This is a genomic window from Telluria sp. AC161, assembly GCF_979258535.1.
This window is the reverse complement of the sequence record NZ_OZ409861.1, coordinates 3,969,083-3,988,503: the sequence shown is the minus strand read 5'-3', so window position 1 is coordinate 3,988,503 and position 19,421 is coordinate 3,969,083. Positions and strand designations below refer to the sequence as shown.

The following is a 19,421-nucleotide window of genomic DNA, read 5'->3' as shown; positions in this document are numbered from 1 at the left end:
TAATGCACCGATCGGGAACGCCATGGATACCAAAGCAACACTTGCAGCCCTTTCCGCCTTGTCGCAGGGGAGCCGCCTTGCGATTTTCCGGCTGCTGGTCCAGGTGGGGCCGGCGGGTCTTGCTGCCAGCCGGATTGCCGAGCACCTCGATGTGCAGCCTTCGGCGCTGTCGTTTCATCTGAAAGAACTGTCGCACGCAGATTTGCTGTCGTCCCGGCAGGATGGGCGCTTCGTGATCTATTCAGCCAACATCGCGACGATGAATGGCCTGGTCGGCTTTCTGACCGAGAACTGCTGCGGCGGCGTTCCGTGCGACGCGGCCACGGGCGATGCCTGCAAGCCGCACTGACGCTGCACATGACCTTTAACCAGATCAACCATCTTATGAACATTCTCTTTCTCTGCACCGGCAATTCGTGCCGCTCCGTCCTCAGCGAGGGCACGTTCAACCATCTGGCGCCCGAGGGGTGGCAGGCAATCAGCGCCGGCAGCCAGCCGACGGGCACGCTGCATCCGCGCGCCGTCGCGCTCCTGCACCGCAAGGGCATCTCGACCGAGGGCTACTACAGCAAGTCGTGGGACGATTTGCCGGTCACGCCGGATATCGTCGTGACCGTCTGCGGCAGCGCGGCCGGCGAGACCTGTCCTGCCTACCTGGGTCCGGTGCTGCGGACGCACTGGGGCCTGGACGATCCAGGTCACGTCGTCGGTACCGACGAACAAATCGAAGCGGCGTTCGAGCGTACTTATGCCATCATCCTGGCCCGCATGCACGCCTTCCTGGCGCTGCCGCTGGAGGAACTGCAAGCTGACCGCAACCGGTTCAAGACCGAGCTCGACCGCATCGGCACCCTGTTGCCCTGAGCGGCATCCGGCACTGCCGACGCTGTATTTGATTGACCTGTTCACTAGGACCCTTTGTGCTGATCGCATCGCTGATTTTTCTTGCAACACTCGTTTTGGTCATCTGGCAGCCCCGGGGACTGGGTATCGGCTGGAGCGCCACGGCCGGCGCTGCGGTCGCGCTGCTGACCGGTGTCATCCACGTTGCCGACATCCCGGTGGTGTGGGCCATCGTCTGGAATGCGACGGGAGCATTCGTCGCCATCATCATCATCAGCCTGCTGCTGGACAAGGCGGGCTTCTTCGAGTGGGCGGCCCTGCACGTTGCGCGCTGGGGCAAGGGCAATGGCCTGCGGCTGTTCATCCTGCTCGTGCTGCTCGGCGCCGCGGTGTCAGCCCTGTTTGCCAACGATGGCGCAGCGCTGATCCTGACGCCGATCGTGATCGCCATGCTGCTGGCGCTGCGTTTCACCCCCAAGGCGACGCTGGCCTTCGTCATGGCCGCCGGCTTCATCGCCGACACGGCCAGCCTGCCGCTGGTCGTGTCGAACCTCGTCAACATCGTCTCGGCCGACTATTTCGGCATCAGCTTCGCCCGCTACGCCTCGGTGATGGTGCCGGTCAATCTGGTCGCGGTGGCGGCAACGCTTGGCGCACTCATCTGGTTCTTCCGCAAGGACATTCCGGCGAACTACGACATGGCGCAATTGAAGCATCCGTGCGACGCCATCCATGACCGGGCAACCTTCATCACCGGCTGGTGGGTACTGGGGATCCTGCTGGTCGGGTTCTTCTGGCTTGACGACATGGGCGTACCGATCAGCGCCGTGGCGGCGGCCGGCGCAGCACTCCTGCTGGCGGTGGCCGCGCGCGGGCACCGCATCTCGACCCGCGCCGTGCTGCGCGATGCGCCGTGGCAGATCGTGATCTTTTCGCTCGGCATGTATCTGGTCGTGTACGGCCTGAGGAACGCCGGGCTGACGGTGTATCTGACCGAGCTGTTGAACTGGTGTGCGCAATATGGTGTCTGGGGCGCGGCGCTTGGCACTGGCTTTATCACGGCGATCCTGTCCTCGATCATGAACAATCTGCCGTCGGTGCTGGTGGGCCTGTTGGCCATCGACGCCACGACCACCGCTGGCGTGGTGCGCGAGACGATGGTGTATGCGAACGTCATCGGCGCCGACCTCGGCCCCAAAATCACCCCGATCGGCAGCCTGGCTACCCTGCTGTGGCTGCATGTGCTGGCGGCGAAGGATATCCGCATCTCGTGGGGCTACTACTTCCGGGTTGGTATCGTGCTGACTCTGCCGGTCCTGTTCGTTACCCTGTGCGCGCTTGCGCTGCGCCTGAGCTAAGAAAGCTATCGCCATGAATGACACCATCCCGAACCTGCCCAACATCCGGCCAGAGCTGCTGGACATGCCGACCATCGAGAAGCTCGAGCCGGTAGGGGAGATGAATCATCCGCCGCGCATCCTGCTGCTGTACGGTTCCCTGCGCGAGCGCTCGTTCAGCCGTTTCCTCACTTTCGAGGCAGCGCGCATCCTCGAACACTTCGGCGCCGAGGTAAAAATCTTCGATCCGATGACCTTGCCGATGGTGGGCAGCGTGCCGGAGACGCACCCGAAAGTCGTCGAACTGCGCGCGTTGTGTCTGTGGTCGGAAGGCCAGGTCTGGTGCAGCCCCGAGCGCCACGGCACGGTGACCGGCGTGATGAAGAACCAGATCGACTGGATCCCGCTGGAGCAGGGCGCCGTGCGCCCGAGCCAGGGCCGGACGCTGGCCGTGATGCAGGTCTGCGGCGGGTCGCAATCGTTCAACGTCGTCAACACGCTGCGCCTGCTGGGGCGCTGGATGCGCATGATCACGATTCCGAACCAGTCGTCGGTACCGATGGCGTACAAGGAATTCGATGACGAAGGCCGGATGCGGCCCTCGGCTTATTACGATCGCGTGGTCGATGTGATGGAGGAACTGGTCAAGTTTACGTTGCTGACCCGTGGCCGGAGCGACTATCTGACCGACCGTTATAGCGAGCGTAACGAGCGTGCGCTCAAGGCGATTGACCGGCAGATCGGGAAAATTTGAACGACATCGATGTTAGTCGGACGCAGATGTGGACGAACAATAACGTCGGACACCAAACAATAAAGTTCGACATGAGAGGCCAGAGCGGACATGCTCTGGCGAACTTCCGCTTTCGGCCAACAGCGGGCCTTCACGAACACTGCAGATCAGCCGACAGCGGACGTGTAAGCGCCACTACACAACGCATGACCAACACGCCCCCACCAAGAATCTGAATGGACCAAGTAACTGCTGAGCGAGGTCTTGTATTTCTTTGGAATATCACCACGGGAAGTTTCGGTGGGGCGAAGCATGCAGCGGATGACTTCCAGCAGTCGCTGCGTGCGTAGCGGAGCTCTGCAACCCCCATCCTGGCGCTCAAGGAATGATAAAAAACGCCCGGAGCTATCCGTTAAAAGGTTTGTAACTAGGCGGGACTTGTCATCTAATTTATTGTCACTGACAGGGGAAATTAAATTCCTTCGATTGTTGACTGAAGTGGAATAGTCTAGTTTCTACCAGCATCTTTATCCGCCAAACCGACATGTTTAGAATAGTCACTCCTATCACCGAGGCGCCTATGACTAGACTGTCCACTATTTTGTTTCCTGCAGTTTAATTCTGGCGTTGCAGGATAACTTAGCGCGCCTTCTTGCCGGATTGCGGCAGGCCCACCTTGGCAAACCGCAATCGTTGTCGTATCAGCACACTGGCAGACTTACGGCGCTCGGCCGTCTTGCTAGAGAATTGGCTGAAACCACCCACGACTTCAGCGGCGTCACGTAGGTGCTGTTCGGCATGCGTTACCCCGACACCCAGAGAACCGATAATTGCCGAACTCGCCCCTGCTTTGCTGGCCGATCACAGCATTCCAGTCGGTCGCAGTGCGAGGCGCGCCCTGGGCGCTGTGCTTAAGTGCCGTTGATGTACCCGCATGCCGATTTAGCAGTGACGTAGATCTCAGTCGTGCACTGCACCAGCCTGGCGTCTCAATGTCAGTTCAGTGCCATCTTGGAGGTCTCTGCTTTACGCCGACAGGCTACTGTTCGTATCTGGTTGGCTAACACACTATCTGTATAAGTTCTGCAACCAGCCGTTCGAAGCTTCTGTCTTGGTAAAGGTTTCGGAGTGCAACGCATGGAAGCGTGATCAACCAGTGGCCAACGAACGTGCTGGCTTGCTGAACTACTCGCATCGCGCTGAATGGCCAAAATCGACCATCAGCTTAGAAACATCTGCTGCCTCCATTGATAGTCATGGCACAGCAAGAAGCGACACGTAGACCGTGTTTCTGCAAATAAGTGTTAGCGGAACATTTCTAGCAAGAATGCCTGCATATTCAACTAAATGATCTTTAACTAGGAACGACGATGCATGATATATCACCTCCCACCACCGGCACCACCGCGGGGACCTATCACGGTCTGAGCAAGTTCCAGCACTGGCTCATGGCAGCAGTCTGGATCGCGGCCTGGTTGATTGGATTCGTTGCGGTGCACCTGCGCGACCAGTTCAATAGCCACCACCAACTAACATTTCTCCACAAGGCTATTGCCAGCACAGTGTTGTTCCTGACTGCAGTGCGAATCATCTGGCGACTGACGCATCCGGTACCGGCGCTTCCCGCAAACATGTCGCCGACAATGCAGAAAGCAGCCCATCTTGGCCACTACGCGTTATACGTTATCGGTTTGATTGCCTTACCATTGTCTGGCTGGCTCTGGAGCTCGGTGGCTGGCAAGCCGATCATGATGTTGGGCTTGTTTGTGCTGCCGCCCCTGACCGCAGCGGCGCCGGAGTACTACGACATAGCCAAAATGGTCCATCAGTGGCTCGCATGGATTGTTGGCTTGGTCGTGCTGGGACATATAGGAGCAGCATTCAAGCATCACTTCATCGACAAGGACGGCGTGCTCGACAGCATGCTTCCAAACTTCCTACGTCGTAAATAACACCATTCTCGCCAGTTGCTTTTGGCTGATTGCATCCACACCCGTGGGCGGGTATGGATGCAACCAGCTTACAGCCTACATTGCAGCATGACCAGTCGATCGATGGAATCGAATGATGGCCAGTTGGATCCTGGGCCGACTGTTAAGCGCTAAGTGTGAATACCAATTCTCACGGTTCGAACTTACTCCTGCAGCATGCGTACTGGCAGCGCCGACGACCGTAGCGAACAGGTCAGGCCATGTATCAGCTAGCCAAAACCAACCTGACTCAAATCCACAACATCGAACCAATCGTGCTGCGCAGCTTGATTGGCGAATGCGGTATCGACCTCGCTGCCTGCATAATGGGTACGCGTTGCAACGACATGAGACCCTATCTGGAAAGCGAGTTGGTGTACTCGGCTAGTAAACCCGGGTCGGATGTACCGGACCGCCGAACCGCTGGACCGCCGGATCGCCGTATGTTCGATGCGTTCGCGCACTGATTCGGCGTTGGCAACGAAAGCACTCTTGCTAACAATTTCGCGACTGCGACCCGGTAATATGGGAAAGGTACATTCTGATCAAGATAGTCAGTCCGCCGGTGCGATTCGCGCGGCGTTCTGGGCGAGCATCATTTAACCCAGAGGATGAACCGGCGTAAGAATTTCCACGAAAACGTCATCGTCCAGAGCTTCTTCCAACTGCTCGAACGGGAACAGATTCGGCGTAAGATATTTTCCTGATCGTTCAGTAGGAGCGACTCGACATGCTTGCGGCCGCCTGCCTTCTCCAAATGAAACGGCCGCATGTCCTGCTAGAGGTCATGCGGCGGCGTCAATACTAGCCAATCCCGGCGGTTGCTGCGTTACGCCACGCATGAGTGCGTGGCGATGTTTGTTTATTGCTTGATGCCCTCGGCCTGAATTCGCAGCGTTACTGGCATCGTAAATCCATAGTCCTTGCCGTAATTGATACCGAAGTCCGCACGATTGAACGTGGCCAACGCGTCGGTGCCACATACTTCTTTCTTCATCATCGGATTGATAAAGCACTTGTACGAGAGGATCTTCAGGTTGACTGGTTTGGTAATGCCATGGAGCGTGAGCTCTCCCATGACTTCAGTTGGCTTTCCAGAGCCGTCGAACTTTACGGAAGTACCTTTATAGACAGCGGTAGGGAACTTGGCTGTGTCAAAGAACTTGTCGCTTTTTAGCTCCGCATCCAAAGTGTCGTTGCCGATGGCAACCGAGTCCATATCGATGGTGACATTCAATGTCCCCTTTTTGGCGACCGTATCGATCGTGAAGTTACCGCTGCTTTTGTTGAACTTGCCGCGCCAAACCGAAACGCCACCGAAGTGATCGGTTTCGAAGCTTGGATAAGTGTGCGCAGGGTCGAGCTGGTACGTCGATGGTGCGGCGCTTGCGCTGGAGATACCGCCAACAGCCAAAATTACTGCGATCAACAATTTATTTTTCATTTCTATCTTTCTAAGATTGGAACGCCACGCGGCGTCGGGTTAACACTAGCAAGTCCGTACGGTCCGAATCCATGTCACGTACATGCCTGTTTTTTACTGTGTCGCCAGGATGGCGTCGATTTGTGCTTCGGCGCTGGCCCGTGCTTTCAGCACGGCCTCAGGACCAAGGCCCAGCCCTTCAGCGTAGACAAACTGCACGTCAGTCATCCCAAGGAACCCTAGCATGGTCTTCAGATAGGGGACTTGCGTGTCAGTCGGCGCATTCTGGTGCAGTCCGCCACGGGTCAAGGCGACATAAACTTTTTTACCCGTCAGCAGTCCTTCGGGACCGCTTTCCGTATAACGAAAGGTGACTTGTGCACGGGCGATGGCATCGAACCAGCTCTTGAGTTGAACGGTCACACTAAAGTTGTACATTGGCGCACCAATCACCACCATGTCGGCCGCTTGCAATTCAGCGATCAGGGCGTTATCGACAGCAATGCGTGCGGCCTGCTCAGGAGTGCGTTGTTCAGCAGGTGTATTGAGCGCGTTCAGGGTCGATTCGTCGAGTAGCAATAGCGGCTTGCTTGCCAGGTCATGACGCATGACGACTGCAGCCGGGTTTTTAGCGGCAAAGCCTTTGACAATCAGATCCGCCAGACGGGTCGATTCAGAACCATTGCTGCGTGCACTAGTGTTGATTTGGAGAATTTTCATTGTTTCCCTTTCTGGGTAGTCAATCGGCCACCGCGTAAATCACTGATAGCCTGGTTGATTTCTTCCTGGGTATTCATCACAAACGGCCCTTGTCGTGCGATCGGTTGACGCAGCGGTCGCCCTGCGAGCAGCAGTGCACGGGTTGGTTCGGAAGCATGTAAAACGATGCCATCGCTGTTCGCATTATTCTCGAGCACCGCCATATGGCGCGATGGCACAATTTTGGTGCCAATTGTCAGGTCGCCACGGTAGGGGAAAAGCAGCGCGTTGAATTCCGACGGTAGTGCGTGGGCAAAGTGCGAACCAGCGGGCAAATGCAGGTCGAGATACAGTGGTTGCGTTGCATCGCGCTGAATCTCACTTGACACGCCATGACTGGTGCCGGCGATAACGCGAACTGTAACGCCTTCTGCGGTGACAAATTCTGGAATTTCATCACTCTTGAAATCGCGGTACCAGGGCACGAGCATTTTGTCTTTGGCTGGCAAATTCAACCAAAGTTGAAAGCCTTCCATGCGCCCCTCTTGTTGCTCCGGCATTTCTGAATGAATCACACCGCTACCGGTGGTCATCCACTGCATGCCACCGCTTTCCAGCAACCCTTCATGTCCGGCACTATCACGATGCCGCATCCGTCCCGAGATCATGTAGGTGGCAATTTCGAAACCCCGATGCGGATGATCCGGAAAACCGCCAAGGTAATCGCCAGGCTCATTGGAGCTGATAGAGTCGAGCATCAAAAAAGGGTCGAGTCGGTGTTGCCACTCGTAGCTGAGCACACGCGTCAATTGCACGCCGGCGCCGTCAGATGTTGACTGGCCCGCAACAACATGTTCGACAGTACGCGGCACATGGACTACTTCCGATTTGCAGGCAGTTTTCATGGTCATCTCTCTTAAAAAGTCATTTGGTTAGAGCCAAGCCAGTAACCGGCTTTGCTGATCACGTTGCGCTTTTGTCCATTCAGCGAGCGTCGCTATTTGCGAGTTCTAAGACCGGCTTGAGTGCAAATAAACGCGTTCCGTATCATCAGGTACATTAAACCAGTTGCGAAATTGAAGATAAACTCTCAAAATAACATTTGATTATTTCACTTTATAGAACAATATGAGCGTAGACATTGTAGTGAGCATGCGAGTCTTCACCGCAGTAGTAGATGCTGGGAGCTTTGTAGGTGCGGCGGACAGACTGGGTCTTTCGCGAGGCATGGCCACGCGTTACGTGGCCGGACTTGAAGAACATCTAGGCGTTCGACTGCTTCATCGCACCACGCGCAAGCTTTCGCTTACTGAGGCCGGCGTCGATTACAACGAGCGCGCGATCCAGGTCCTGGCGATGATCTCGGAAGCGGAGAGTTCCGTAGCGCAGGAAGCCTCTGCACCGCGCGGAACCTTGAGAGTGAGCTCCTCGAATGCATTCGGCGCACGCCATCTGGGTTTGGCGATCGCAGAATATCTGCAGCGATATCCGGGTGTTCAGGTCGATGTCACACTCAACGACAGGATGGTCGACATGGTTGAGGAAGGGTTCGATGTTGCGATACGCGTTGCATCTAAAATCGATCCGGGACTGGTTTCCCGCAAGCTTGCGCGCTCTCGCCTCGTCGTTTGCGCCTCGCCGGGCTACCTGCAAAAGCATGGAGCCCCTTCGGTGCCGGAGGACTTAGCCCAACACCAATGTCTTACTTACTCGTATGTGAGTTCACCGAACGAGTGGCATTTCAAAAGGGAGAGGGAGGAGCGAAGAATTCAGGTTTCGGGTAATTTACGTGGCAACAGTGGCGACATTTTGCGCAATGCCGCTGTGGAAGGCCTGGGTATCACTTTGCAACCGGACTTCATGATTTATGAGGCGCTGCGGGAAGGGACGCTGGTAAGAATACTCCCGGACTGGGAAACCGACGACCTCGCCGTGTTTGCTGTTTATCCCAATCGCAAGTTTCTGCCGCCGAAAGTCCGCAGCTTCATCGATTTCCTCGTCGAACGTTTCAGTCCTGAGCCTTATTGGAAAGCAATGCAAGGCTGAGGCGGCTTGTTGCAACACACGACAATCCTTTATAGGGCCGCTGTGCCCATCCAAAGGCCGCATCAGCAGCGGCCCGGGGCATACTCTGCGGTGCTATCAGGAAGTGTTTGCATGAGCTGCCGAAGTACTCCTGTCAGCGTGATGACGTTTGCAACCAGGCCCGTCCACGCTGTCATGATCATTCGCCACAGTTAGTTGGTTAAAAATACTTGAGCCAAGTGATATCCCGTCGGCGCGCCTTGAGCCGCGAGTACCATGCTGTGGGTACGTACAGCACCGGGAGCAAGACCGCATACCAGAGCCATATCCAATTGAGGTTGTCCAATCCGAAGCTGACGCCGTGCGTTGGGCCCCAGATATGGAAAGCCACCTGGTAAAACGCTCGCAATACGTACATGTGAACGATGTAAAAGAACATTGGTGCGCCGCCGAAGACCGCGAGTGCGTTTAACCATGGATGGCCTTCCCAGCGCTCGAACAAAGCCAGCAAGATCACACCAACGCCGAGTGTCTGAAGCAGGAACAGGAGCGACGGCGGATACTTTGTCAGTGCGATGAAGCTCATGAATGTCTGTAGCGGTGAGACGCCCGACACCCACGGCTTGTCTCCATAAATGTTTAACAAGCGCAGCATGAAGAACACTGTCAACATCGTAAGACCGAGCGCGATGAGGCGACTCACACGTTGCCTGGAGTCGTCAGCACTGCTCTTGTCGCGCTGATACCAGCTACCTAGTAGATATCCGAGCACAATGACGCCGATCCACGGCAGCACCGGGTAGGAGGTCCGGGCCAACGCTCCGAATGGTAATGCGATCATGTCGCGTTGGTGCAAGAGCGTCCAAGGCACGAAGCCTGGTTCGCCGGGTACGAAGTGCACGCCGTCAAGCAGGTTGTGCCCGGCGACTATCAAAAGGCCAAGCGCGAGCAGCAGCTTTTTCGGCAAGTAGATGAGAATGGCCAACGCAATCATGCACACCCCAATCGCCCAAATCACCTGGAGCCAGAATGTCACAGGTAGCTTGACTGTCCAGGCAAAGGTAATTAGCGTGGCGTCGATTGCCATGAGCAGAAGTCCGCGCTTTATCAGGTACTGAGCAGTCTCGGGTCGGGAATGGGTTTCGCCATACAAGTAGGCACTGAGACCTGTAAGACCAACGAACACAGGTGCACAGAGATTAGTGACAATACGCAGGAAGAACATAGACGGGTCTACCGTCGCCGGGTTCACCGGATCCGACACGCTTATGTAGAGATACCAATTCTCGCGAATATGATCGATCAGCATGATCACCATGACAAGACCTCGCAGCGCATCGAGGCTCTGTAACCGACGGCGGTTGATGGCCAAGGGATCTGTGACAATGATGCGTTGTGGCTGGCAGGATCCGATTGCGGTCGTTTGTGTCATCAATACTTTACTTTCCTGTGTAACCGGGCAATGCGCAACTGTGGCATGTTGGTATTTGCGTACATGCAATCGCAGGGCATTAACCTTGGCAAGCTGAATGATAATTTCAATACTTGCCGGGGCCGAATCGGATGATCGCATCAACGAGATTTAGCTATGCTAATGAGAAGCAGTCTTTGAAAGTGTATTCATTATGATCACGCCCGTGACGATAAACGCAATTCCAATCACTCCTGCTAAATCAAGCCTTTGCTTGAAAACAATCATACCTACCAGCGCCGTCAGCACAATGCCCAACCCTGCCCATATGGCGTATGCGAAACCAAGTGGCATGCTCTTGAGTGCCTGGGCAAGTCCGTAGAACGCGAAACCATAAAAAACGATTACCAGCACACTTGGTACTACACGGGAGAATTGTTCTGATTTGACTAAGAAAGCACTGCCCGCGACCTCCGCGCAGATCGCAGCGGCTAGCCAGAGATAGTGTAATGGGAACATGACTTTCCTTTGGTGTAGTTATTTTATTAACGGCGTGCATATATACAGTCACATCCACATGACACCGAATTTTACGATACGATCGTATTCTACCTCATGATCGTACTGTAAAATTGACCCATGAACTCTAAAGTGCACACTTCTCGGTCGCCAAGACAACCTGATCAAGTCCGAAAGAGACTGTTCGACGCAGCAACGACGCTACTAAGTGAGGGGTTGCCGGTTTCAATCGGGACGATTGCCGATCTTGCAGGTGTCAGCAAAGGTGCTGTACAGCATCACTTCGGAACCAGGGATCAACTGTTCGCTGCGTTAGGCGAACTCTATGTGACTGAATTCAATGATGCGCTGGCGATGGAAGAGGCATCAGACCCACCAGCAATGCGGTACGCGCATCTGTCGCTCAAGGGATCGTCGTACAAAGATGACAAAGGATGGCGTGCTCTGTTGGTCGCGAGTGTCGTTGATCGCGGTATCGCTGAACGTTGGAGTAAGCAAGTTGAGGGCGAACGGTCATCTGACCCGGTTTCATCTCCAAATGCTCTTCTTGTTCGTTTGGCAGCTGACGGGCTATGGCTATCCGATTTGCTGGACACTTATAAGATTAGCAACGAAAATCGAGATGAACTTGCTTTATTGATGAGAAAATTGCTAACAGATCGTTAAATCCTATGTCTAGTACTATGAGCGAGATTTTCGTGACAGGTAATTAAGAATACCTGTCGCATTTAGCGCTGATAAGGCCGACTTTTGTAAGGCTTGTACATCCAATATAGTTTTCGATGTGAGCAACAACGTTAGGCTTCGCTTTTATCGAACGGCTGCTTTGGGTCGAAGTAGCTGGTCGAATAGTGAGAAGGAACCTTCAGGTTGTGTGCAACTTTATTGTTGCAATCCTGAAATTTGCGAAGCTTCGACTTGCTTTTGTGTCGAACTTTATTGTTCGCCCACAGCAGCGTCTGCCGCCAACATGGTCAGCGCGTACCTGAGCATCCACGTTTCACGCGCAATCGACAGCCCCATGTGCACCGGCTTGGTACCGAGTATCCGCTCGTTGTGTGCGATGGCGGCGTCGATATCGATCCAGCGCGGCACCATGCCGTTGGCCACCTCATACGCTTCGGGCGAGGTCGCGCCCAATTCGCCGTCAACGCGGCAGCGATAGAAGTGCGAGCGCATGAAGAGCACGTCGTAGCCACTTTTCAGCGGCGGGCGATGCTCGTCGAGATAGCCGACATAACCTTCGACAGTAACGTTGGCGGCGCCCGTTTCTTCCAGCAGTTCGCGGCGCAGGCCGTCCATCGGGTCTTCGCCCGCATCCAGTCCGCCGCCCGGGAAGCTGTAGTCATCGTAGCGACGGGTATACAGCAGCAGAATGTCGCGGCCACGCAGGATGATGGCGCGCACGGCCTGCCGTTCGAAGATGGTGCCTTCGAGCGAGACGCCGGGATGGGTCAGTGTATGCAGCAGCGTCACAAAAGCTCCTGGTATTTCATGAAAGTGGGCGCCGTGGCCTCAAGGCCATGACCGGCACGCCGCGTCTGGCGTACAGGTATCAGTCGAGTTTGGCGATCGTCTGGCCGGCCACCAGTTGCGCGAAGTCGCGCGCGGCGCCGTGGCCGGGGATGACGATGTCCGGTGCGATTTCCAGCAGCGGCGCGATCACGAATGCGCGTTCGTGCATGCGTGGATGCGGCACGGTCAAGGTGTCGGTGGCGATCGTCTCGTCACCGTATAGCAGCAGGTCGAGGTCGAGCGTGCGCGGTGCGTTGTGGTACGGGCGCTCGCGGCCATGGGCCTGTTCGATGGCTTGCAGCGCCGCCAGCAGCTCGTGCGCACCAAGTGACGTGTCCAGACACGCCACGGCGTTGATGTAATCGTCGCCGCTCGAGTCGATCGGGGCAGTGCGGTACATGCTGGACGTGTGCACCAGCATGCCGCCGTCCATGCGCGCAAGGCGCGCCAGCGCGTCGAGCACGTTGGCACGCGCGTCGCCCAGATTTGCCCCGATGCCGATATAGGCGATCATTTGCCGCGCATGGCCCGGTACTTGGCTTCTTCGTGCGCCGCATAGGCAGCGTCGCGGGCCCGGTCTTCGGCGGTCAGGCCATCGTCAGGGTCCGGCGCATGCACGACGCCGCCGACATCGCCTTCGCCGCCGCTCTTGCGCGGCGCGCGCCGTGGCCGGCGCTTCTTGGCCGGGCCACCTTCGCGCTCGCGCGAGACGGCCACTTCGACCAGGCGCTCACGATCGCCCCCTTCTGCGGCGTAGAAATCGGTCCACCAGTCGCCGATCTCCATGTCGAGTTCACCCGATTCGCAGCGCAGCAGCAGGAAGTCGTAGCCGGCGCGGAAGCGCGGGTGTTCAAGGAGCTTGTACGGCGCGCGGCCGGCGCGGCGCTCGAAGCGCGGCTGCATGGCCCAGATGTCGCGCATGTCGGTGGCGATGCGGCGCTGCAGGGCCAGGTTCTCGGTCTGCGTTTCGAGCACGTCGTCGGCCGCCAGGTGCAGGGCAGGGATCGGCGACTCGCCGCCGGCGACATAGGCCGTCCATTTTTCGAGTACCTGGTGCCACAGCAGCGACGCAAACAGGAAGCCCGGCGAGACACCCTTGCCGGCCTTGATGCGGTTGTCGGTGGATTCGAGCGCCAGCGTGACGAACTTCATGCCGATCGGCTGCTCGAGCACGACATCCAGCAGCGGCAGCAGGCCGTGGTGCAGGCCGGCCGAGCGCAGTTGCTGCAGGCATGCCAGCGCGTGGCCGGACATGAGCAGCTTGAGCATCTCGTCGAACACGCGCGCAGCCGGCACGTTGTCGATCAGCGGGGCCATGACGGGAATTGGCGCCAGCGTGGCCTGCTCGATCGAGAAGCCCAGCTTGGCCGCGAAGCGTACGACGCGCAGCATGCGCACAGGGTCTTCGCGATAGCGTTCTTCGGGCACGCCGATGATGCGCAGCAGCTTGTTGCGGATGTCTTCCATGCCGCCGTGGTAATCGAGTACCTGCTGGCTGGCCGGGTCGTAGTACAGGGCGTTGATGGTGAAGTCGCGGCGCGCCGCGTCTTCGTGCTGGGGGCCGAAGCTGTTGTCGCGCAGGACGCGGCCATGTTCGTCCTTCGGCGCGTTGTCGCTGCCGTTGCCGCGGAAGGTGGTCACCTCGAGCAGGTCCTGACCGAACATCACGTGCACGATCTGGAAGCGCCGGCCGATGATGAAGGCGCGCCGGAACAGTTTTTTCACCTGCTCGGGCGTGGCGTCGGTGGCGATGTCGAAGTCCTTGGGTTTGACGCCCAGCAGCATGTCGCGCACGGCGCCGCCGACGACGAAGGCCTGGTAGCCGGCTTCCTGCAGCGCCTGCGTCACGCGGATCGCGTTGGACGACACGCTGCGCGGGTCGATCCCGTGTTCGTCGGGGCCGAGGATGACCGGCTCGGTCGGGTCGCGCTGGTCTTTCACACCCAGGATTTTACGGATGAAGGTTTTAATCATTGAATAGTTGGATGGTTGGCCAGCCCTGTTCGCGCGCGTGGCTTGCGAGCGCCTTGCCGGGATTGGTGGCGACCGGATGGGACACGATCGACAGCAGCGGGATGTCGTTGTGCGAATCGCTGTAGAAGTAGCTGCGCCCGAAGCTGTCGAACGGCTGCCCCAGGCGTTCGAGCCAGGCGTGCATGTGAACGACCTTGCCGGGGCCCGACGTCGGCGTGCCGGCCAGGCGCCCGGTGAGCATGCCGGCAGCGTCAAATTCGGGCATCGCGGCGATGTGGTGCTCGACGCCGAAGGCCGCCGCGATCGGCGCCGTGATGAAATGGTTGGTGGCGGTGATGATCGCCACCAGGTCGCCGGCTGCCTGGTGATCGCGCACGAGCTGGAGGGCCTGCGGCGTGATGGCCGGCTCGATCACTTCGCGCATATAGCGCGCATACAGTGCGTCGAGTTCCGCGCGCGGGAATGCCGCCAGGGTGCCAAGTGCGAATTCGAGGTACTCGACCGGATCGAGGACACCGGCGTTGTATTGGGCGAAGAAGGCGTCGTTGCGGGCGCGGTAGGCGTCGCCATCGACCGCGCCAACCCGCGCCAGGAATTCGCCCCATTCGTGATCGGAGTCGATCGGCAGCAGCGTGTGGTCGAGGTCAAACAGGGCGAGGTTTTTCATTCTTTGGATTCGAGCGGCAGGTTTTCTTGCAACAGCAGGTCGCGCAGCAGCGGCAGCGTGACCGGCCGCTGGGTTTCAAGCGAATACTGGTCAAGCGCATCGAGCATCGTCGACAGGGAACGCATGTCGCGTTTGAAATGAGACAACAAATAGGGTAACACGCTGGCCGACAGCGTCAAACCGCGCGCCTCGGCGGCGTGCGTCAGCGCTTCGATCTTCTGGTCGTCGGACAGGCCGTGGATCTGGTACACCAGGCCCCAGCCCATGCGCGTGCGCAGGTCTTCGCGCACCTGCAGCACCGCCGGCGGCACGGGCCCGGTGCAGACCATGTAGGCGCCGTGCTCGCGGATCTGGTTGAACAGCGCAAAGGCGTCGATCTGGCGCCGGGCACTGAGGCGATGGCAGTCGTCGAGCAGGTACAGCGTGGTGCCGGCGGCATGCACGAACTGGCTGGCCGGCGCATCGAACGGGATGTAGCGCGCGCCCGGACTGGCAGCCAGGCCCTGCAGCAGGTGGGTCTTGCCGGCGCCGGTGTCGCCCCACAGATAGGCGAAATGCTCGCGCGAGCTGCGCTCGGCGAACAGGTGCATCAGGTGCGTCAGCTCGGCATTGGCCCCGACCTGGAAGGTGTCGAGGCTCTGGGCCGGTTCGGCGCCTAAATCGAGCACCAGCTGTTTCATCGCGAGGGCCGATTCATGCCGGAAGATGGAGGAATGGGCATGCCAGTAAGGATAAGTTTTCGTTGTTATGTACGTTAAACGGCGGTGATCGGCCCATAAAAGGAATACAGGGGAAGCCGTTTTGCTAAAATAGTGGATTGACCAGTTTCGCCGGTCGCCTCCTATTTTACCGCCTCCGCTGCCAAATACCATGAACCAACCATCTAATGTTTCTCTCTCCTACCGCGATGCGGGTGTTGATATCGATGCCGGCGACGCGCTGGTCGAAGCGATCAAGCCACTTGCCAAGCGCACCATGCGTGAGGGCGTACTGGGCGGGATCGGCGGCTTCGGCGGTCTGTTCGAAATCAGCAAGAAGTTCAAGGAGCCGGTCCTGGTCTCGGGCACCGATGGCGTGGGCACCAAGCTGCGCCTGGCGTTCGAGCTGAACCGCCACGACACCGTCGGCATCGACCTGGTGGCCATGAGCGTCAACGACATCCTGGTCCAGGGCGCCGAGCCGCTGTTCTTCCTCGACTACTTCGCCTGCGGCAAGCTGGACGTGGCCACCGCCACCGCCGTGGTCAAGGGCATCGCCCTGGGCTGCGAACAGTCGGGCTGCGCGCTGCTGGGCGGCGAAACCGCCGAAATGCCGGGCATGTACCCGGACGGCGAATACGACCTGGCCGGCTTCGCCGTCGGCGCGGTCGAAAAATCGCAGATCATCGACGGCAGCAAGATCGTGCCGGGTGACGTGGTGCTGGGCCTGGCCTCGTCGGGCATCCACTCCAACGGTTACTCGCTGGTGCGCAAGATCATCGAAGTGGCCAAGCCTGACCTCGACGGCGACTTCCACGGCCGCAAGCTGGCCGACGTGCTGATGGCGCCAACCCGCCTGTACGTCAAGCCGCTGCTGGCGCTGATGGCATCGATGGAAGTCAAGGGCCTGGTCCACATCACCGGTGGCGGCCTGGTGGAGAACATCCCGCGCGTGCTGCAGGATCACCTGACGGCCGTGCTGGATGGTTCGTCGTGGACGATGCCGCCGCTGTTCCAGTGGCTGCAGCAGCACGGCGGCGTGGCTGACGCCGAAATGCACCGCGTGTTCAACTGCGGCATCGGCATGACCGTCATCGTCTCGAAAGAGAACGCCGACGCCGCCTTCGCCCAGCTCGAAGCGGCTGGCGAAACCGTCTACCGCATCGGCGAAATCCGCGCCCGCGCCGACGGCGAAGCGCAAACCATCGTCGTCTAACCGCGATGACATCCCTGGCACCGTCCCTGTCCATTCGCGACGAGGAACGGCGCCAGCGGGCCGGCCATGGCGGCGCCGTGGTCTGGATTACCGGCCTGTCCGGCGCCGGCAAGACCACGCTGGCCGACGCGCTCCAACGCACGCTGTTCGACCTGGGCTGCCAGGTATTCGCGCTCGATGGCGACAAGGTCCGCAATGGCCTGTGCGCCGATCTCGGTTTTTCCCTCCCTGAACGTTCCGAAAACATTCGCCGCATCGGCGAAGTGGCGCACCTGTTTTGCCAGGCCGGCCAGATCGTAATCGTCTCGGCCATTTCGCCCATGCGCGCAGACCGCGCCCGCGCGTGCGCGCTGGTGCCGGCGCCGCAGTTCATCGAAGTGTATTGCCGCTGCCCGCTGGCGGTATGCGAGGCGCGCGATCCGAAAGGGTTGTACCGGCGGGCACGGGCAGGGCAGTTGGCGGAGTTTACGGGGATTTCATCGCCGTATGAGGCGCCTCAGGCGCCTGAGGTGGTTGTTGATAGTGCTGTGGCTTCGGTTGATGATGGGGTGGGTAAGGTGTTGGCCAAGCTGCGGCAGATGAAGATTATCAAGGCTGCCCAATATCAAGGCGAGTAGATTTCTGCCCCAGCTTCTTGTTGGCGTATTTGTCGATGTTGCTGTCTTAAGTTGAATGTTGTTCAGGGCAGCGCAGGATCGACGGCCTTACATCCAGTCCTTGCGCGCGTCGATGCACTTTCAGTGCTGGCAAATAAACGTCTTCAGCTTTTGTTGACCGCCAACGCGCCTATTTTATGGACGCTATCAAATGAGCACCGCACGCTGTTGAGTCACCATCGTATGCATATGGTTTGCCTTTGTGCCGCGCGCCGCTGCCGTCAGGTTTGATCGCGAAATTACCTTTGCATTTTGGGCAAAAAGTCATGTCGGCGGACAGCGCCGCCTCGACTCCCATGACAATGGTTCCAGAAGACACGGCGATGACCTTTCCGCCATGATCGGTCATATCGTTCAGGCGAATGACGCCGCGGCCCATGTGTTTCATGACTGCTCCTTATGGTGTGCAAAGTGAGAATCTGGAATCGGGTTTTTGCCCAGTGCCGCCGTGGTTGGGCAAGGTCTTGCAACATGGCGGTCACTTCCTCGAAAGAGCGAGTGGATGGCTCTGCTCCTCATTCGTTGCGGACATCGCGACAGGTCGAACGCTTCTCCCGGTTGATTTCCTGCGAATGACGCTTCGGTTCATTTTGCTTTGTCTTCGCTCGTGATCGAGTCATATGCGGCATCAAGGTAGTGCCGGCCTTACCATTAAGGGGCAGCGCTTGATTTCGGCTCTGATGGTCGACTTGTCACGCCTTTTGCAGTATCAATGAGCGTTTGTTTGTCGCCATCCCACGGCGAGAGCCGTGCAGGCGGTAAGGGGAGTACCTTGTCGAGGTTGGGAAAGCGCAGCAAGGGATTAAGCTCGAGAGCGTTGTGAAGTACAGCATAGCGCTCGGATCGGGCTTCATCGAGATGTGGAACGAGCATATCAGCTAAGTCGTGTGGGTTGCGGAACTCGACGGACAGACTTCGCGCGCAATCCGAGCAGCCGAGGCTTACTCCGCCGTGCAAAGTCGCTAATGCTAGCGCTTTAGTCTCAGCTGTTCGTGGCCCTGAGATTTTACCGTTTGATGCACGTGGTTTTCCTCGAAGGTTTGCTAATTTATATGCAGCAGGGCCATAGCCTTGAAGCAACGCACACTCCAGCATCTTGGTCGCAACCGGGATGTTGGCCCAGAATCCATCGATCGGGCTATCCCACGTTGCGGAGGTCATATTGCCGAGATAGGCCATTGCCTGTGGATTACCCATCTCGGCCGCCTTTTGCCAGAATGAATATGCCTTGGTAGCGTCACCAGCCACGCCGACATTGTTCAAATAAAAGGTGCCCATTCGATCATAGGCGGCAGGAACGCCGAGCCGCATCGCCTGCTCGACCAGAACTAGTGCGTCGGATTCGCCATGGGGGAGATCGCGATTTTCCAGATAAAGGCTGGCCAAGTTGAGCATCGCTTTCCAGTGATGACGTTCCGCAGCTTGACGCGTCAACTGAACAATTTTTTTGTAGTCGCGGTCTTCTTCCCATGCATCTAGATCGTCCAGCGACTGGGCTTCCTGGAACCATAATTCGGCCTGTGCATCGACGGGCGGCACCTTGGTTGCTTCAATCTGGCAAGTGAAGCTAGGGCGGTGCGGATTAAAGAGGGGCAGTTTTTCGTTGCGGGGCAGTGCTTGGGTTGCCTTGTATTGGTCTCGTACGATGCTTAATGCGTTGAAAGAGCAAACCAAGAAAGCCACCGTCAGCAGGCCGTATGTGATCTTGCGAAGCAGAGGTAATCTCATTGGCAGC

The 19,421-nt window shown here is 57.9% G+C and carries 21 protein-coding genes; 9 read left to right on the top strand and 12 right to left on the bottom strand.

The genetic code is table 11. The annotated features are described in order from the left end of the window. Positions 1-22: 22 nt before the first annotated feature. From ACZ0AJ_RS17765 to ACZ0AJ_RS17745, 5 genes are all read left to right on the top strand, one after another. Complete coding sequence (locus ACZ0AJ_RS17765; protein ID WP_499456810.1) at positions 23-349, top strand: ArsR/SmtB family transcription factor; 327 nt, start codon at positions 23-25, stop codon at positions 347-349. Between the two features lie 35 nt (positions 350-384). Next, complete coding sequence (locus ACZ0AJ_RS17760) at positions 385-864, top strand: arsenate reductase ArsC (RefSeq protein WP_499455806.1); 480 nt, start codon at positions 385-387, stop codon at positions 862-864. 56 nt (positions 865-920) lie between these two features. Next, the gene (locus ACZ0AJ_RS17755; protein WP_499455805.1) at positions 921-2,201 is read left to right on the top strand and encodes an arsenic transporter; all 1,281 of its coding nucleotides are present in this window, start codon (positions 921-923) and stop codon (positions 2,199-2,201) included. A gap of 13 nt (positions 2,202-2,214) precedes the next feature. Then, positions 2,215-2,934, top strand: a complete 720-nt coding sequence (arsH, locus tag ACZ0AJ_RS17750; protein ID WP_499455804.1) for an arsenical resistance protein ArsH — start codon at positions 2,215-2,217, stop codon at positions 2,932-2,934. Positions 2,935-4,283: 1,349 nt separating this feature from the next. Further along, entirely contained in the window at positions 4,284-4,865 is a 582-nt protein-coding gene (locus ACZ0AJ_RS17745; RefSeq protein ID WP_499455803.1) for a cytochrome b, read from the top strand. 880 nt (positions 4,866-5,745) lie between these two features. On the opposite strand, the gene ACZ0AJ_RS17740 is transcribed toward ACZ0AJ_RS17745, so the two are convergent. The 3 genes from ACZ0AJ_RS17740 to ACZ0AJ_RS17730 all read right to left on the bottom strand — a co-directional run bounded on the left by ACZ0AJ_RS17740 (position 5,746) and on the right by ACZ0AJ_RS17730 (position 7,910). Beyond that, the gene (locus ACZ0AJ_RS17740) at positions 5,746-6,327 is read right to left on the bottom strand and encodes a YceI family protein (RefSeq protein ID WP_499455802.1); all 582 of its coding nucleotides are present in this window, start codon (positions 6,325-6,327) and stop codon (positions 5,746-5,748) included. 93 nt (positions 6,328-6,420) lie between these two features. Beyond that, on the bottom strand, positions 6,421-7,026 hold the full coding sequence (locus ACZ0AJ_RS17735) for an FMN-dependent NADH-azoreductase (RefSeq protein ID WP_499455801.1): 606 nt from the start codon (positions 7,024-7,026) through the stop codon (positions 6,421-6,423). Then, on the bottom strand, positions 7,023-7,910 hold the full coding sequence (locus tag ACZ0AJ_RS17730) for a pirin family protein (protein WP_499455800.1): 888 nt from the start codon (positions 7,908-7,910) through the stop codon (positions 7,023-7,025). The genes ACZ0AJ_RS17735 and ACZ0AJ_RS17730 overlap by 4 nt, the downstream gene beginning before the upstream one ends. Positions 7,911-8,133: 223 nt before the next feature. On the opposite strand from ACZ0AJ_RS17730, the gene ACZ0AJ_RS17725 reads away from it, so the two are divergent. Then, a complete protein-coding gene (locus ACZ0AJ_RS17725; RefSeq protein WP_499455799.1) occupies positions 8,134-9,051 on the top strand; it encodes a LysR family transcriptional regulator in 918 nt (305 codons plus the stop codon). A gap of 199 nt (positions 9,052-9,250) precedes the next feature. Here ACZ0AJ_RS17725 and ACZ0AJ_RS17720 read toward each other — a convergent pair whose 3' ends face one another. Both ACZ0AJ_RS17720 and ACZ0AJ_RS17715 read right to left on the bottom strand, forming a co-directional pair. Then, complete coding sequence (locus ACZ0AJ_RS17720; protein WP_499455798.1) at positions 9,251-10,603, bottom strand: acetyltransferase domain-containing protein; 1,353 nt, start codon at positions 10,601-10,603, stop codon at positions 9,251-9,253. 18 nt (positions 10,604-10,621) lie between these two features. After that, on the bottom strand, positions 10,622-10,960 hold the full coding sequence (locus ACZ0AJ_RS17715; protein WP_499455797.1) for a DMT family transporter: 339 nt from the start codon (positions 10,958-10,960) through the stop codon (positions 10,622-10,624). A 120-nt stretch (positions 10,961-11,080) separates the two neighbouring features. Between ACZ0AJ_RS17715 and ACZ0AJ_RS17710 the strand changes: the two genes are divergently transcribed. Beyond that, positions 11,081-11,626, top strand: a complete 546-nt coding sequence (locus ACZ0AJ_RS17710; RefSeq protein ID WP_499455796.1) for a TetR/AcrR family transcriptional regulator — start codon at positions 11,081-11,083, stop codon at positions 11,624-11,626. A 270-nt stretch (positions 11,627-11,896) separates the two neighbouring features. Here the strand turns inward: ACZ0AJ_RS17710 and ACZ0AJ_RS17705 are convergent, their stop codons facing one another. From ACZ0AJ_RS17705 to hda, 5 genes are all read right to left on the bottom strand, one after another. Then, a complete protein-coding gene (locus ACZ0AJ_RS17705; protein ID WP_499455795.1) occupies positions 11,897-12,436 on the bottom strand; it encodes an NUDIX hydrolase in 540 nt (179 codons plus the stop codon). Between the two features lie 79 nt (positions 12,437-12,515). Further along, positions 12,516-12,989 (bottom strand): 2-amino-4-hydroxy-6-hydroxymethyldihydropteridine diphosphokinase, encoded by a 474-nt coding sequence (gene folK, locus ACZ0AJ_RS17700; protein WP_499455794.1) that lies wholly within the window; start codon positions 12,987-12,989, stop codon positions 12,516-12,518. After that, entirely contained in the window at positions 12,986-14,449 is a 1,464-nt protein-coding gene (pcnB, locus tag ACZ0AJ_RS17695) for a polynucleotide adenylyltransferase PcnB (protein WP_499455793.1), read from the bottom strand. Before pcnB ends, folK begins: the two co-directional genes overlap by 4 nt. Then, positions 14,442-15,116 (bottom strand): HAD family hydrolase, encoded by a 675-nt coding sequence (locus tag ACZ0AJ_RS17690; protein WP_183556113.1) that lies wholly within the window; start codon positions 15,114-15,116, stop codon positions 14,442-14,444. The genes pcnB and ACZ0AJ_RS17690 overlap by 8 nt, the downstream gene beginning before the upstream one ends. Continuing rightward, positions 15,113-15,796 carry a DnaA regulatory inactivator Hda gene (hda, locus tag ACZ0AJ_RS17685; protein WP_183556114.1) on the bottom strand — a complete coding sequence of 228 codons (684 nt, stop codon included), beginning with the start codon at positions 15,794-15,796 and terminating at the stop codon, positions 15,113-15,115. The genes ACZ0AJ_RS17690 and hda overlap by 4 nt, the downstream gene beginning before the upstream one ends. Before the next feature lie 190 nt (positions 15,797-15,986). On the opposite strand from hda, the gene purM reads away from it, so the two are divergent. Together purM and cysC are read left to right on the top strand one after the other, a co-directional pair. Beyond that, positions 15,987-17,030: a phosphoribosylformylglycinamidine cyclo-ligase gene (gene purM / locus ACZ0AJ_RS17680; RefSeq protein WP_258835832.1), complete on the top strand. Its 1,044-nt coding sequence runs from the start codon at positions 15,987-15,989 to the stop codon at positions 17,028-17,030. Between the two features lie 5 nt (positions 17,031-17,035). Beyond that, on the top strand, positions 17,036-17,647 hold the full coding sequence (gene cysC / locus ACZ0AJ_RS17675; RefSeq protein WP_499455792.1) for an adenylyl-sulfate kinase: 612 nt from the start codon (positions 17,036-17,038) through the stop codon (positions 17,645-17,647). Positions 17,648-17,816: 169 nt separating this feature from the next. On the opposite strand, the gene ACZ0AJ_RS17670 is transcribed toward cysC, so the two are convergent. After that, the gene (locus ACZ0AJ_RS17670) at positions 17,817-18,074 is read right to left on the bottom strand and encodes a PAAR domain-containing protein (RefSeq protein ID WP_499455791.1); all 258 of its coding nucleotides are present in this window, start codon (positions 18,072-18,074) and stop codon (positions 17,817-17,819) included. A 263-nt stretch (positions 18,075-18,337) separates the two neighbouring features. Further along, positions 18,338-19,414 (bottom strand): SEL1-like repeat protein, encoded by a 1,077-nt coding sequence (locus ACZ0AJ_RS17665; protein ID WP_499455790.1) that lies wholly within the window; start codon positions 19,412-19,414, stop codon positions 18,338-18,340. Positions 19,415-19,421 lie beyond the last annotated feature (7 nt).